The 14,931-nt window shown below is 57.3% G+C and carries 13 protein-coding genes and 1 tRNA gene; 11 read left to right on the top strand and 3 right to left on the bottom strand.

The features are described from left to right. Window positions 1-113 precede the first annotated feature (113 nt). The gene (locus KI617_RS15870) at window positions 114-1,961 is read left to right on the top strand and encodes a TolC family outer membrane protein (RefSeq protein ID WP_226447883.1); all 1,848 of its coding nucleotides are present in this window, start codon (window positions 114-116) and stop codon (window positions 1,959-1,961) included. 87 nt (window positions 1,962-2,048) lie between these two features. On the opposite strand, the gene KI617_RS15865 is transcribed toward KI617_RS15870, so the two are convergent. Together KI617_RS15865 and murJ are read right to left on the bottom strand one after the other, a co-directional pair. Next, window positions 2,049-2,678 (bottom strand): YbhB/YbcL family Raf kinase inhibitor-like protein, encoded by a 630-nt coding sequence (locus KI617_RS15865; protein ID WP_226447881.1) that lies wholly within the window; start codon window positions 2,676-2,678, stop codon window positions 2,049-2,051. An 18-nt stretch (window positions 2,679-2,696) separates the two neighbouring features. Then, a complete protein-coding gene (gene murJ / locus KI617_RS15860; protein WP_226447879.1) occupies window positions 2,697-4,244 on the bottom strand; it encodes a murein biosynthesis integral membrane protein MurJ in 1,548 nt (515 codons plus the stop codon). Window positions 4,245-4,502: 258 nt separating this feature from the next. Here murJ and KI617_RS15855 point away from each other — a divergent pair. Next, window positions 4,503-4,578, top strand: a tRNA-Thr gene (locus tag KI617_RS15855). Window positions 4,579-4,899: 321 nt separating this feature from the next. After that, on the top strand, window positions 4,900-5,253 hold the full coding sequence (locus KI617_RS15850; protein ID WP_226447877.1) for a hypothetical protein: 354 nt from the start codon (window positions 4,900-4,902) through the stop codon (window positions 5,251-5,253). A gap of 68 nt (window positions 5,254-5,321) precedes the next feature. Here the strand turns inward: KI617_RS15850 and KI617_RS15845 are convergent, their stop codons facing one another. Continuing rightward, window positions 5,322-6,290 carry a diguanylate cyclase gene (locus tag KI617_RS15845; RefSeq protein ID WP_226447875.1) on the bottom strand — a complete coding sequence of 323 codons (969 nt, stop codon included), beginning with the start codon at window positions 6,288-6,290 and terminating at the stop codon, window positions 5,322-5,324. Between the two features lie 148 nt (window positions 6,291-6,438). Between KI617_RS15845 and KI617_RS15840 the strand changes: the two genes are divergently transcribed. The 8 genes from KI617_RS15840 (at window position 6,439) to ccoG (ending at window position 14,921) form a co-directional block, all read left to right on the top strand. Beyond that, entirely contained in the window at window positions 6,439-7,206 is a 768-nt protein-coding gene (locus KI617_RS15840) for a 3-hydroxyacyl-CoA dehydrogenase (RefSeq protein WP_226447873.1), read from the top strand. Between the two features lie 57 nt (window positions 7,207-7,263). Next, the gene (locus tag KI617_RS15835) at window positions 7,264-9,702 is read left to right on the top strand and encodes a heavy metal translocating P-type ATPase (RefSeq protein ID WP_226447871.1); all 2,439 of its coding nucleotides are present in this window, start codon (window positions 7,264-7,266) and stop codon (window positions 9,700-9,702) included. Next, on the top strand, window positions 9,702-9,893 hold the full coding sequence (gene ccoS / locus KI617_RS15830; RefSeq protein ID WP_226447869.1) for a cbb3-type cytochrome oxidase assembly protein CcoS: 192 nt from the start codon (window positions 9,702-9,704) through the stop codon (window positions 9,891-9,893). The genes KI617_RS15835 and ccoS overlap by 1 nt, the downstream gene beginning before the upstream one ends. Before the next feature lie 292 nt (window positions 9,894-10,185). After that, window positions 10,186-11,613 carry a cytochrome-c oxidase, cbb3-type subunit I gene (gene ccoN, locus KI617_RS15825; RefSeq protein ID WP_226447867.1) on the top strand — a complete coding sequence of 476 codons (1,428 nt, stop codon included), beginning with the start codon at window positions 10,186-10,188 and terminating at the stop codon, window positions 11,611-11,613. A gap of 16 nt (window positions 11,614-11,629) precedes the next feature. Then, window positions 11,630-12,265, top strand: a complete 636-nt coding sequence (ccoO, locus tag KI617_RS15820) for a cytochrome-c oxidase, cbb3-type subunit II (protein ID WP_226447865.1) — start codon at window positions 11,630-11,632, stop codon at window positions 12,263-12,265. A gap of 5 nt (window positions 12,266-12,270) precedes the next feature. Next, window positions 12,271-12,447, top strand: coding sequence for a cbb3-type cytochrome oxidase subunit 3 (locus KI617_RS15815; protein ID WP_226447863.1), 177 nt, complete (start codon window positions 12,271-12,273; stop codon window positions 12,445-12,447). Between the two features lie 15 nt (window positions 12,448-12,462). Further along, window positions 12,463-13,362 (top strand): cytochrome-c oxidase, cbb3-type subunit III, encoded by a 900-nt coding sequence (gene ccoP, locus KI617_RS15810; protein WP_226447861.1) that lies wholly within the window; start codon window positions 12,463-12,465, stop codon window positions 13,360-13,362. Window positions 13,363-13,496: 134 nt separating this feature from the next. Next, the gene (gene ccoG / locus KI617_RS15805) at window positions 13,497-14,921 is read left to right on the top strand and encodes a cytochrome c oxidase accessory protein CcoG (RefSeq protein WP_226447859.1); all 1,425 of its coding nucleotides are present in this window, start codon (window positions 13,497-13,499) and stop codon (window positions 14,919-14,921) included. The last annotated feature ends 10 nt before the right edge of the window (window positions 14,922-14,931 follow it).

Below are 14,931 nucleotides of genomic sequence, written 5' to 3'. Positions count from 1 at the left end.
GCGCTCGCTACCTATAATTGGCACAAATTCTAGAAGGGCTTATTCCTGCTTCGGGCTGCTTGATTGCCTGGGGTTCAAGGGTGGCTTTTTCAACCAAATCACAAGTGCCGATCATGAAATCCAATGCAGTTGCCTCATTGCTCCTGGCGGTAGCCATTCCGGCTATCGCCCAGGTTCCATCCACGCCGACTCCCGCTCAGACGACCTTGAAGGATGTTGCCCAGAGCGCCGTCCTGAATAGCCCGGAAGTGACTTCCAAATGGCACAACTACAAGGCGGCTGATGAAGAAATCGGCGTGGCGCGCGGCGGCTACTTTCCTCGCGTTGACCTGACGGCCGGCTCGGGGCGCGAAAGTCTCCGTCAGCCTTCGGCCGCCGAGCGGGACTATACCCGCAGCGGCTACATGCTCAGCCTGAACCAGATGCTGTTCGATGGCTTTGCCACGCGCAATGAAGTTCGCCGGCTCGACAAGGCCAAGCTGGTTCGTTACTACGAACTGCTCGATGCCTCCGAAAATGTCGCGCTCGAAGCCGGGCGGGCCTACCTCGACGTGCTGCGCTACCGCCATCTCGTCGATCTCGCCAAGGATAACTACGTCCAGCACAAGGCGACTTACGACCAGATCCAGCGTCGCACCCAAAGCGGCGTCGGCCGTCGGGTGGACTTCGAACAAGCCGGCAGCCGTCTGGCGCTGGCCGAAATCAATCTGGTGACTGAAAGCGCCAATCTGCATGACGTCACCGCCCGCTTCCAGCGCCTGGTTGGCGCCCAGCCCGAGGCGGCCATTGTCGCCCCGACGCTGGTCGGCTCGGCCTTCCCGGAGCAGGCCAAGGTCGCGCTCGATACCCTGCACAAGAAGAATCCGGCACTGCTGGCCGCCACCGAAAATATCGAAGCGGCGCAGTACGAAATCAATACCCGGCGTGCCGCCTATTCGCCGAAGCTCGACTTCCGCGCCCGCACCGACCAGACCAAGAACTATCTCGGCGATACCGGTCAGCGCGACTACAAGGTGGCCGAACTCGTTGTCAGCTGGAACCTCTTCAACGGCGGTTCCGACCGCGCCCGCGAAAAACAGACCATCGAGAAAAAGAACCTGGCCTTCGATCTGCGCGAGAAAGCCTGCCGCGATACCCGGCAGACCCTGCTCATCGCCTACAACGATGTGCTGCGCCTCAAGGAGCAGTCGCTTCATCATGCGCGACAGGTTGCGCTGCTCGAAAAGACCCGCAACGCCTATCGTGATCAGTTCAATATCGGCCAACGCACCCTGCTGGATCTGCTCGATACCGAAAACGAACTGTTGTCGGCCCGTCGCTCGGCCGCCAATGCCGATACCGACCTGAGCCTGGCCTATCTGCGCACCTATGCCGGCATGGGCACCTTGCTTGAGTACCTCGGGCTGCAGCGCCTCGATGCGGAAACGCCGAACAGCAAGGATCTGGCTGAAATCGATCCGTCCCAGCTCTGCCCGAACGACCCGATTGCCCTGAGCGTGCCGGATCGCGAGGCGCTGAACGCCAAGGCGGCCGCGCTGAATGCTGCCCAGCCGATGCCTGTGCCTGTTGCGGTGGAGGGCGAAGCGGCCATCCAGGATCAGGTGAAATCCTGGGCTGCCGCCTGGTCGGCTCGCGACTATTCCGCTTACAGCGGCTTCTACGCGCCGACCTTCACGCCTGACGGCGGTCTGTCACGCGAAGACTGGGCGCAACTTCGGCGTAGCCGGATTGCGACTCGTGGTGAGATCAGCGTTGAAATACAGGACTTGAAGGTTCGCCTGGACGGGAATGACCGGGCTTTCGCGGAATTCCGTCAGGTTTATCAGTCGAATAGCTATCGTGACACGACCCAGAAGACGCTCGAACTGATCCGGGTTGGCGGCAAGTGGCTGATCAATCGCGAAAGCTCTGTCCCTTGTACGGGGAACACCGTGGGCGGTTGCAAGGGGCTGGGCAAGTAGGTCTTGCTTCCTGCCGCCGGGCAGCCGGCGACCAAATAAAGAAAAAGGCCATGCTCCGCAGCATGGCCTTTTTGCTGCCTGCCGGTTTTAGCCCTGCAGGCGGGGATTCAGCGTGTAGGTTCCCGTCAGGCTGGCTTCAGCCAGAATGTGCCCCTGAATGGCGGCGCGGACTTCCGGGCCGCCAAACCTGCCGTCCAGCGGCAAAGTTTCAATATCCAGGGCATAAACGGTGAATACGTAGTGATGGACGATTTCATCGTTCCACGGCGGACATGGGCCGTCGTAGCCGTAGTAATCGCCGCGCATGTCGTTGTCACCGGCGAACCAGTCGGTGTAGTTATTGATGCCCTGCCGGCTGTTGTATGCCGCCTGTGGGCCAGGCTTGCCGCGTGGCTTCACATCGCTGCTGAATTCGCCTTCTTTAAGGCTGCTCACCGTCGCCGGCAGATCGATCAGAACCCAATGGAAGAAATCGACGCGGGGCAATGCGGCCGGGACGCTTCGGCCTTCCTGATTGACGTCGTCGCCTTGGCTCGGAACATCAGGGTCGTGGCAGATGATGACGAAAGACTTGCTTGCACTTGGGGCATCAGTCCAGGCGAGTTGAGGGTTCCTGTTGCGTCCCAGGCAGACGTGATGAGCCGGATCGGGGGTGCAGAAGGCGTAATCTCCGGGGATTTTTTGCCCGTCGGCAAAGCTGCTACTCGTCAATATCATCGTCGTCTCTCCTGATTATTAGGCCGTGCGCCGCTTGAAGTCGCCAAGGCGAAAGCCAAGAATCCATAGTGTAGCGAAATAGGCACTGGCGCCAAGTGGAACCAGCCATGCAAGGTGAATTATCCGGTCGATGAAGCTGCTGTGCAGCCAGCTGATTTCTTTGCCCATGCCGAACCAGAGGACGATGCCCATGATGATCAGGGCCAATCCCAGTTTCGCCACAAAGCTGCCCCAGCCAGCCTGTGGCTCGTAGATGTTCAGGCGGCGCAGGCCGCGATAGAGCATGCCGGCGTTCAGGCAGGCGGCCAGACCGATGGAAAGCGCCAGCCCGGCATGGCCGATCCAGCCGACGAAGGCTAGATTCATCACCTGGGTGGCAGCGAGTGAGATCAGGGCGATACGAACCGGGGTTCTGACGTTCTGGCGAGCATAGAAGCCGGGGGCGAGCACTTTGACCAGAATCATCCCGGTCAGGCCAACGGTATAGGCGACCAGCGCCTCGCGGGTGCTGAATACGTCAATCGTCGAAAAGGCGCCATGGAAAAACAGCGTGGCAATCAGCGGTACGGCCAGAATCGCCAGGCCAAGCGCAGCCGGCGCGGCGAGCAGCAAAGTCAGGCGCAAGCCCCAGTCAAGCAGCCGGGAGTATTCAAGCTGGTTGTCACTGGCGTGATAGCGCGCCAGCGATGGCAACAGGATAGTGCCCAGTGCGGCACCGAGCATGCCCGATGGAAACTCCATCAGGCGGTCGGCGTAGTACAGCCAGGAGACGCTGCCGGTTTTCAGGAAGGACGCAAAGATGGTGTTGATCAGCAGGCTGACCTGGGACACCGAGACCCCAATGATCGCCGGCCCCATCAACGTCAGGATCCGGCGAACGCCAGGATCGGCCCAGGCTGCCCGCCAATTCAGGGAGGGCCGCGGCAACATCGAAATTTTCTTCAGGGCGGGGATCTGGATGGCCAGTTGCAGCACGCCACCCAAAAAGACGGCCCAGGCCAGCGCCAGAACCGGCGGATCGAAATAAGGCGCGGCGAACAGGGCCATGCCGATGAAGGAAATGTTCAGCAGCACCGGCGTAAAAGCCGGCAGGGCGAAGCGGCTCCAGCTATTGAGCAGGCCGCCGGCCAGTGCGACCAGCGACATGAAGAAAATGTAGGGAAAGGTGATGCGGGTCAGGGTGATCGTCAGTTCGAACTTGCCCGTATCGGCAGCAAATCCTGGCGCGGAGATCCAGACCAGAAGGGGGGCTGCCGCAATGCCGATGGCGGTAACTGCAAACAGTGCAATCGACAGCAGGCTGGCGACGTGGTCGACCAGCGTGCGGGTGTCTTCTTCGCTGCGCTTGTTCTTGTATTCGCCAAGAATAGGGACGAATGCCTGGGAAAAGGCCCCCTCGGCAAACATCCGCCGCAGCAGGTTGGGGAGCTTGAATGCAACAAAAAAGGCGTCGGTCGCCAGTCCTGCACCAAAGGCACGGGCAATCACGAAATCCCGTACGAAACCGAGAATTCTCGACAGAAGGGTCATTCCGCTGACGGTAGCCAGCGCACGAAGCAGATTCATTGGGTCTTGGCGTTGCCTGAAAAGGATCGAAAAAGCATTGATTTTACGCTGCGCTTCGCCGGCGGCAGCGAAGGCCAGATGCTAGCATCCTGCTTCGGTGAGTTTGAAGTCGAACATGCCCTTGTCGACATCTCTGGCGATACCTTCGAAGGCTTTGCTCTCTTGAGACCGAATTCATCAAGACCTGATGAGTCGTGGTCTGATGGGCGATCCTGTTGCCCGTCGTAGGGGACTTCTGTACAATGCTGCCTCTTGGACGCCGCTGTAGCTCAGTTGGTAGAGCAGCGCATTCGTAATGCGAAGGTCACCAGTTCGATTCCGGTCAGCGGCACCATCTTGATCTAGCCCACCTCGTGTGGGCTTTTTCATGTCTGTCGTAGTACGCCTATCTCTCTCCTTTCAAGGTTGGCCTTTTAGCTTTCCGGTTTCCTGCCGGTGCGGTGCTGGTTTCCCCGGCTAATATTCATCGGGCAATGATGAGCGATATGAAAAGTTGGCCATGTCAGAAACAATACTTGGAGTCTGCGTTCAGGCATGGATAAGAGTCCATCGCATGGCGGGCTATGCGCTGCTAAACCTGATCGACGATCCGGCGATTCTGGCCATGGGTTTCTGTTGATGTCCGCAATGAGTTGTTAGCGACTGGGCGGCATTGATGATGCGGGACAAAAACGACTTTCAGGCGCTGAGTTCGCTCTCTCAAGGAGAGTTGGTGATCTTTCGGCGACACATGGCATTTCGCCTGTGCATCTGTCTCTGGGCTTTGTACTCGATAGTCTATGACTCGCTGAGCAAGGCTTTTGTCGCTTTGCTTGTTCTGGCTTGTTTTTACGCCATGGGCGAAATCGTTTTCACCTCTTACATGGGCTACGCTCGTCTCAATGCGCAGCGGGATGAGGAGCAGAAACGCCTGGAGGAAAAACGCTTGGAAAAGGAAGCGAAGTTGGCCGCCCAGGCAGCCGCATCAGCGGAGTATTTCGACTTGGGGAAATCAGGGCGCGGCGGGTAGTTGCGTTGGGTGTCCCGTCCGTCTCGGAAACGGACCAAGGGCGATTAACCCATGAATTTATTTGCGCACTATTGGTTCAGGGCCACGCGGTTTCTGCCGGCTCGTTTGGCGGCGTATAGCCCTGCATCCGCGGTTCTGAGCAATTGCTGCGGGGCCTTGTCGATACTGGGGCGCGTGCTGGCAACCCCAAAGCTGCAGGATATGCGGCCGCCGATGCCTTGTTGATGGGGAATGCACAGGTCGCGGGCCGACAGACGCATGCGTTCGGCCACGGCGTAAGCGCCGTTGGCATCGGTGCCCGGCAGGATCGCGACAAATTCTTCGCCGCCATAGCGCGCTACGGTGTCTTCAACCCTGAAGAGTGATTCGCTGAGCGAACTGGCCACTGCCTTGAGGCAGACGTCGCCCGCTTGGTGGCCATATATATCGTTGAATTGCTTGAAAAAGTCCACGTCGCTGATGACGATGCTGAGCGGGCTTTCGGTGCGAATACAGCGTTTCCACTCGGCAGCGAGGGTGTCATCGAAATGCCGGCGATTCGGGATGCCGGTCAGGCTGTCCAGAATGGCGATTTCCTTGAGTTGGCGGTGCACGGCGCAGATTTCCTGCTGTCTCGTTGCGATGCGGAGCATGGCTCTCACCTTGGCCAGCAGCACAACTTCCGAAACTGGTTTGTAAAGAAAATCGTCGGCGCCGGCCAGGATTCCCCGGGCCAGGATGTCCTCGTCGTTGACTGCAGACAACAAGACGATAGGCGTCCATGGCGAGAAATCGGCTTCGTCCCGTGATTGTTCCCAGCTGCGGATGGTACGGGTGAGAGAAATGCCATCCATGCCTTGCAAGGTATCGTCCAGCAGCACCATGCTGGGCCAGGTTTCCTGAATGATCGTCAGGGCTTGCTTGCCGTCACCGGTGGCGATCGTCCGGATATCCGGCAACTGATACAGACATTCGCAGATTTGCGTGCGATTCGCCGCCGAAGGGGCGATAACGAGCACGGTTGGCTTGTGTTTGCCTGATGTTGGCTGATCGAACATGGTCGGTGCGCCTTGGTAATAAATCTATCCTTTGATCATAGCATCTGAATGAAACGGGGGATTTTTCCTTTGGCGTCTCCGGGAGTAATATGTCGTTTTTTCCATACGGTACCGTCTGGAAGCTGGCTCGTTTTTTGGAGGAGTGACAATGGAAATCAAGGACAAGGTATTTCTGGTAACAGGGGCTGGTTCGGGCTTGGGCGCGGCGACGGCGATTGTTTTGGCGGATGCCGGGGCCAAGGTGGTACTGGTCGATCTGAATCGACAGGCCGGTGAAAAGCAGGCCGCTGAATTGGGTGAGCGTGCTTGCTTCGTTGAAACGGATGTGGCCAGCGAGGCTTCCGCCGTCAACGCGATCAATACGGCAATTGCCAAGTTTGGCGCCCTGCATGGTCTGGTCAATTGCGCGGGTGTCGCGCCGGCCGAAAAAGTGGTGGGCAAGGAAGGTCCGCACAAGCTGGAGAGCTTCGCCAAGGTCATCAATATCAACCTGGTCGGGACCTTCAACATGATTCGCCTGGCGGCGGATGCCATGATGAAGAATGCGCCGGATGCCGGTGGTGAGCGTGGTGTCATCATCAATACGGCTTCGGTCGCCGCCTATGAAGGCCAGCTCGGACAGGCGGCCTACGCCGCGTCGAAGGGCGGTATTGTTGCCCTGACCCTGCCGGTTGCCCGCGAACTGGCTCGCAGTGGCATCCGCTGCATGACGATTGCGCCGGGCATCATGGAAACCCCGATGCTGCTCGGCATGCCGCCTGAAGTCCAGGATGGGCTGAACAAGATGGTTCCCTTCCCGACCCGCATGGGAAAGCCGGCCGAATACGCCGCGCTGGTTCGGCACATCGCTGAAAACGCCTATCTGAACGGTGAAGTGATCCGCCTGGATGGGGCGATCCGGATGGGTGCCAAATAAACTATACTTCGGCTCCGCCCTTGATCTAAAAGGCACTTCGGTGCCTTTTTTGCGTTTATGCCCCGAGCTTCCTGTTATCACTGCGGTCTGCCCATTCCCGACGATGTCGATCTGTCGGTGAAAATTGGTGGAGAGCAGCGGGCGATGTGTTGCTTTGGTTGCCAGGCGGTCGCGCAGTCCATCGTCGAGAACGGGCTGGAAGATTACTATCGCAGCCGCGACTCCCTGCCGGAATCGCCGCGTGAAGCCATGCCGGCGGTGCTCGATCAACTGGCTCTGTTCGACCATGCCGAATTCCAGAAAAGTTTCGTCAAGGAACTCGGCCAGAACGAGCGCGAGGCTTCCCTATTGCTTGAAGGCATTACCTGTGCTGCCTGCATCTGGCTGAATGAGCAGCACGTTGGCCGCCTGCCAGGCGTGACGGCGGTGGATATCAACTATGCGACGCGTCGGGCCCGCGTGCGTTGGGATGAAACCCGCGTCAAGCTTTCGGACATCCTCGGTGCCATCGCTGCCATCGGCTATCGGGCCTATCCCTACGATGCCGCGAAAAACGAGGAAATCTCCCAGAAGGAGCGGCGCGACGCGCTGTGGCGTCTCTGGGTTGCCGGATTCGGAATGATGCAGGTGATGATGTACGCCTACCCGGTTTACATCGCTGACGGCGATATGGCGCCTGACATCGAAAGCCTGATGCGCTGGGCCAGCCTGCTGCTGACCATGCCGGTCATTTTTTATTCCTCGGCGCCTTTCTTCCGCAACGCCTGGCGGGATATCAAGCTGCGTCGTGTCGGAATGGATGTCCCTGTCGCGCTGGGCGTTGGGGCTGCCTTCCTTGCCAGTTGCTGGGCGACTTTCATGCAGGCGGGCGAGGTTTATTTCGACTCGGTGACAATGTTCATTTTCTTCCTGCTTGGCGGGCGCTATCTTGAAATGACAGCTCGCCAAAAGGCACTGAGCGTTACCGAGGCGCTGGCCAAGCTATTGCCGGCCTTTGCCCAGAAAATGCCGGGTTTTCCCGGTGACCGCACTACTGAGCAGTGTGTCGTGGCCGATCTTCGTCCCGGTGATTATGTTCTGGTCCGCGCCGGCGACATCGTGCCCGCTGATGGCCGGGTCATCGACGGCATCAGTTGTGCCAACGAGTCGCTGTTGACCGGTGAAAGCAAACCGGTGCCCAAGGCGCCGGGCGAGACCGTGACCGGCGGGGCGATTAACGCGGAAAGTCCGCTGGTTGTTCAGGTCGAGCAGGTGGGCGAAGGGACGCGCTTGTCGGCGATCATTCAGTTGATGGAGCGCGCGGCCGCCGAGAAACCGAAAATCGTCGAATTGGCCGACCGCATTGCCAGCTATTTCGTTGCGGTGCTTCTGGCTGTCGCTATTTTTGTTGCCGTCGGCTGGTATTTCGTTGATCCGTCCAAGGCACTGTGGATTACGGTTTCCGTGCTGGTTGTTACCTGCCCGTGTGCCTTGTCGCTGGCGACACCGATTGCGTTAACGGTTTCGGCCGGTGCATTGGCCAAGGATGGTCTGCTGGTGACGCGTGGGCATGCCATAGAAACGCTGGCCCGGGCGACCCATTTCGTCTTCGACAAGACCGGCACGCTGACAACGGGCCGCATGCATTTGGTCGATGTACTCCCGGTTGCTGGTTTAAACAGAGATGAGTGTTTGCTGATGGCGGCTGCGCTGGAGCATGCCTCCGAGCATCCAGTAGCCACGGCGCTGCGACGTGCGGCTGGGGCGCAGTTGCCAGATACTTCTTCTGTGCTGAGTGAGCCGGGGCTGGGCATCGAGGCCATCGTGGCAGGTCGCCGATGCCGGATCGGTCGTCCGGGGTATGCCTTGGCCTTGGGGCAGGGTGTCTTGCCAGAGGCGGTGCATGGTTGGTTAGAGAGCGGTGACACGGTGGTTTTTCTTGGCGACGAAAGCGGCTGCTTGGCACTTTTCCGGATCGGCGACGAACTGAGGCCGGAATCTGCAGCCTTGATTTCGGAATTACGGGCTGCAGGCAAAAAGGTGGTGCTTTTGAGTGGTGATGCCGCCGCCGTTGTCAGTCGGGTGGCAGCGACTTTGGGTATTGACGACGTGAGGGCTGACATTACCCCGCAAGGGAAGCATGATTGCGTGAAAGCCTTGCAGGCCGAAGGGGCGCTGGTGGCCATGGTTGGCGATGGCGTCAATGACGCTCCGGTTCTGGCTCAAGCTCAGGTTTCCGTGGCGATGGGCGGCGGCGCTCAGCTCGCTCGGACGCAATCCGATTTCGTGCTGCTTTCCGAAAATCTTGACCATCTGCGTTTGGGTTTGCGCCGTGCCCGAAAAACCTTGTTGGTCATTCGTCAGAATCTCTGGTGGTCCTTCGCTTACAATTTCGTTGCCCTGCCCTTGGCGATTGGCGGTTATGTGACCCCTTGGCTGGCGGGTATCGGGATGTCGGCCAGCTCTTTGCTGGTCGTGCTCAATTCACTGCGTATTCAACGCGTGGAGACTGACTGATGGAAAGTGTTTATCTGCTGATTCCGGTTTCGGTGATCCTGGTGTTCGGTATCGCCCTGGCTTTCTGGTGGTCTGTTCGCAGCGGTCAGTTTGACGACCTTGAGGGGCCGGGGTTTCGAGTTTTGATGGATGACAATCCGCCCCCAAAGCCGGTAGAGCAGGTTGAATCCGACAAAGCTGGGAAAGTTTGACTTGTGTCAACGTGCCGCAGCGTTTGCGGCGGCAATATGACTCCATTGCGAGGCGCGAGCCTTGCTGCGATTCTCTGTTGGGGTTGGGGTGCGTTGCGACGCACCCTTTTTTTGTCCACTTGCAGCCCAATTGCCCCAGTGGCTAGCTAATTTGAACTAATTGCGCTTAGATAATCGGTAGGTTGATCTAGGTCAAAACGCGCCCTTTCAACTAGAATAACATCCGTTTCCATGTGCCCCCTTGGCTTCAGGGAGGTGGGCATTCCGTTTTTTATTAACGAGAGGTGGGTTCATGTCTGGAACGCAAACCACATATAACGATAAGGTCGTACGGCAATTCGCCGTCATGACTGTCATCTGGGGCATCGTCGGCATGCTTGTCGGTGTCATTATTGCGGCTCAATTGGTCTGGCCGGAGTTGAATTTCGGTCCTTGGTTACACTTTGGGCGCTTGCGTCCGCTGCACACCAACGCGGTTATCTTTGCGTTCGGTGGATGTGCGCTGTTCGCAACTTCTTACTGGTGTGTTCAGCGCACCAGTCACGCCCGTCTTTGGGGGGGGGCGCTGGTTCCCTTCACGTTCTGGGGCTGGCAAGTTGTCATTCTGTTGGCTGCTATCACATTGCCGCTGGGTATGAGCCAGGGCAAAGAGTACGCTGAACTGGAGTGGCCGATCGACATCCTGATCACGCTGGTCTGGGTTTCCTACGCGGTAGTGTTCTTTGGCACAATCGCCAAGCGTACCGTTTCCCATATCTATGTGGCCAACTGGTTCTTTGGTGCTTTCATTATCGCTGTTGCGCTGCTGCACCTGGTTAACAGTGCCGCCGTGCCGATCTCGCTGACCAAGTCTTACTCGGTCTATTCCGGCGTGCAGGACGCGATGATCCAGTGGTGGTATGGTCACAATGCCGTGGGCTTCTTCCTGACAGCTGGCTTCCTGGGCATGATGTACTACTTTGTGCCGAAGCAGGCTGGCCGTCCGGTCTACTCCTACCGTCTGTCCGTGGTTCACTTCTGGGCGCTGATCTTTACGTACATGTGGGCAGGTCCGCACCACCTGCATTACACCGCGCTGCCTGACTGGACCCAGTCCGTTGGTATGGTTTTCTCGCTGATTCTGCTGGCGCCGTCCTGGGGTGGCATGATCAACGGCATCATGACCCTGTCGGGTGCCTGGCATAAGCTGCGCGACGATCCTATCCTGAAGTTCCTGATCACCTCCCTGTCCTTCTACGGTATGTCTACCTTCGAAGGCCCGATGATGTCGATCAAGACCGTCAATGCCCTGTCGCATTACACGGACTGGACTGTCGGCCACGTGCACTCCGGTGCTCTCGGCTGGGTGGCCATGGTTTCTATCGGTTCCATCTACTACCTGCTGCCCAAGCTCTTCGGCAAGACCGAGATGTACAGCACCAAGCTGGTCACGACCCACTTCTGGATCGCTACCATCGGTACCGTTCTGTATATCGCTTCCATGTGGATTGCCGGTGTGATGCAGGGCCTGATGTGGCGTGCAGTTAATGCCGACGGTACGCTGGCTTACAGCTTCGTCGAATCCGTCAAGGGCTCCTACCCGTTCTGGGCAATCCGTTGGTTGGGTGGTGTCCTGTTCCTGTCTGGCATGCTGATCATGGCTTACAACATGTTCAAGACCATGGCTGGTGGCAAGACTCAGGATTCGCCGGTGGTCGCTCCGGTTGGTCATCACGCCTGATTAGGGAGAAAAAACAATGCTTAAGCATGAGCAAATTGAAAAGAGCGTAGGCCTGTTGATTGTGCTGACGCTGTTAACCGTGATTTGGGGCGGTCTGCTCGAAATCGTTCCGCTGTTCTTCCAGAAGTCGACGACGACGCCGGTTGAGGGTGTAAAGCCTTACGATGCGGTGCGCTTGGTTGGGCGTGACATCTACGTTCGCGAAGGTTGCTTCCTTTGCCATTCGCAGATGATTCGTCCGTTCCGCGCGGAAACCGAGCGTTACGGCCATTACTCCGTGGCTGGCGAGTATGTCTACGATCACCCGTTCCAGTGGGGCTCCAAGCGTACCGGTCCGGATCTGGCTCGCGTTGGTGGCCGTTACTCCGACGAGTGGCAGCGTGCCCACCTGATGAATCCGCGTGACGTGGTTCCTGAGTCCAACATGCCGGCATTTGCCTTCCTGGCGAACACCAAGGCCAAGGACTCGGTCGGTGCCGACATCGAGAAGAAGATGCAGGTCATGCGTGGTTATGCCAATGCCCGTGGTATCCCGACCTATACGGACGAGGAAATCAAGGGTGCCAAGGCTGCCATCGGCGACAAGACCGAACTGGATGTCCTCATTGCCTACCTGCAGGGTATGGGTACGGCGCTGAAGAACGTCAAGTAATAGCCATGGACATCAACGATCTGCGTTCTATCACGACCGTTCTGGGTTTGCTCTGCTTCCTCGGAATTGTTGGATGGGCTTATGGCAAGAGCAGCAAGAAGGGGTTCGAAGAAGCTGCCAATCTGCCATTCGCAGAACATGATGACGACGGTGCGGCGTCCAGAACGTCGCACCCGCGCTGATATAAAGGAAAGCAAATGAGCGATTTCGTTAGCGATTTTTGGAACATGTACGTGGTTGTGATCGTGGTGGGTAGTATTCTCGCCTGCGCACTTCTTCTCTACATGCAGGGCAAGGCGACCTTCACCCCGGGCAAGACCATGGGTCATGTCTGGGATGAGACCTTGGAGGAGTACAACAACCCGATGCCCAAGTGGTGGAGCTGGTTGTTCATCATTACCGTGGTCTTCGCGTTTGTTTACCTGGCTTTGTATCCGGGCTTGGGTAACTTCAAGGGTATGCTGAACTGGACGGCAGTCGGCCAACACAAGGCTGAAGTCGACAAGATGGATGCTACCGTCAAGCCGCTGTTCGACAAGTACATGGCCATGGATCTGAAGGCTGTTGCCGGCGACAAGCAAGCGATGGAAATGGGCAAGCGTCTCTATCTGACCTACTGCATGCAGTGTCACGGTGCAGATGCCCGTGGCGCCAAGGGCTTCCCGAATCTGACCGATGCTGACTGGCAGTTTGGCGGTGAGCCGGAACAGATCAAGGAAACCATTGCCAACGGTCGTATGGGCGTTATGCCGCCGCATGAGCAACTGGGTGCTGATGCCATCAAGGATCTGGCCAACTTCGTTCGCTCCATGTCCGGTCTGCCGAATGATTCCGTTCGTTCAGCCAAGGGCAAAGAAGCCTTCACCTCCGCCGGTTGTGTTGGTTGCCACGGCATGGATGGCAAGGGTATGGCTGCAGTTGGCGCTCCGAATCTGACCGACAAGGTCTGGTTGTACGGTTCTTCTGAAGCGACCATTACCGAGACGATTACCAAAGGCCGTCAGAACCAGATGCCGGCTTGGAAGGAATTCCTCGGTGACGCCAAGGTTCATCTCTTGTCTGCCTATGTGCTCAGCGTGAGCCAGGGCGCCAAGTAATTGGCTGAAGAGGGGCGGCTAAGCCGCCCCTCTGTTATTTATGGATAAGTAACCGCTGATCAGTATCAAAATTGCGTTGTTTGAAACGACGAACAGTTTGCGCTTAGCGCAATTTCGATACGGATAAGAACACTATGGAACCATCTGACAATACTCCTCAGCCGAAATCCGGCACTCCCCCCGCTCCGGCACCTGTTTCTTTCTACGAGAAACACAAAAAGGTGTACATCAGAGAGGTCAAGGGCTGGTGGAATAACTGGCGCTGGATTCTGGTGTTGTTTACTCAGGTTCTGTTTTATGGAGCCCCGTGGCTGGAGTGGAATGGGCGCCAGGCGGTTCTTTTGCATCTGGTTGAACGCAAGTTCTACTTGTTTGGCTTGGTACTGTGGCCGCAGGATGTTTTTTATCTCGCGTTGTTGCTGATTGTTTCGGCCTACGCACTGTTTTTGTTTACTGCGATTGCGGGACGATTGTTCTGTGGTTATGCATGTCCGCAGACCGTTTACACCGAAATATTCATGTGGGTCGAGAACCGGATCGAGGGTGACCGTTCGGCCCGGATGAAGCTTGACAAAGGGCCGATGACGGCAAGAAAGTTCCGTCTCAAGGCACTCAAGCATGCAATCTGGCTGCTTATTTCGCTGTGGACAGGTTTCACGCTGGTTGCTTATTTCACGCCGGTGGACGAGCTTCTGGTGGCCCTACCGTTTGATTTTTCGGGATGGGAGTTGTTCTGGACATTTTTCTACGGTGGATTTTGCTACATGCAGGCCGGATTCCTGCGTGAGCAGGTCTGCAAGTACATGTGCCCGTATGCCCGTTTCCAGGGGGTGATGTTCGATCCGGATACGCTGGTCATTACCTATGACCCGGAGCGAGGCGAACCACGAGGCGCACGCAAGAAGGGCGTTGATGCCAAGGCTGCTGGCGCAGGAGATTGCGTCGATTGCGGCCTGTGTGTGGTGGTTTGTCCTACCGGTATTGATATCCGCAAGGGGCAGCAGTACGAGTGCATTGGTTGTGGTGCCTGTATTGATGCGTGTGATCCGGTCATGGACAAGGTCGGATTGCCACGGGGGCTTATCCGCTATACGACTGAAAACGCCCTTGAGCAACATTTCAGTCCGAAGGATGTTTTGGCCCATATCCTCCGGCCGAGAATCATTCTTTATACGGCGATACTGTTGGCGATCACTTTTGCCTCGGCTTGGTCTTTGGCTACGCGTGTTCCACTGAAGGTGGATGTGATTCGAGATCGCTCGATCCTGGCGCGTGAAGCGGATGATGGCCGGATTGAAAACGTGTTCAATCTCAAGATCATGAACACTACCGAAGAGCCCAAGCGTTATGCGCTCTCTGTCGATGGAATGGCCGGGATTGAGATCGTCGGTGAACGGATTGTCGAAGTGGGTAGTGCAGAAAATCACGAAATCACCATCGTGGTTCGTGTCCCTCCTGAGTCCGGCAAAACGGGAGCCAATCCTATCTATTTTGATATTAAGGCCCAGAATCACGACAAGATCGCGGTTCACGAGAAGGCCTCTTTCCTGATGCCCTGATATGAGCAAT

Origin of the sequence: Ferribacterium limneticum, assembly GCF_020510625.1 — a bacterium.
Classification (GTDB): Bacteria; Pseudomonadota; Gammaproteobacteria; order Burkholderiales; family Rhodocyclaceae; genus Azonexus; species Azonexus limneticus_A.
Note: the sequence above shows the minus strand (reverse complement) of the source record. Positions and strands in the feature narration are given on the sequence as shown.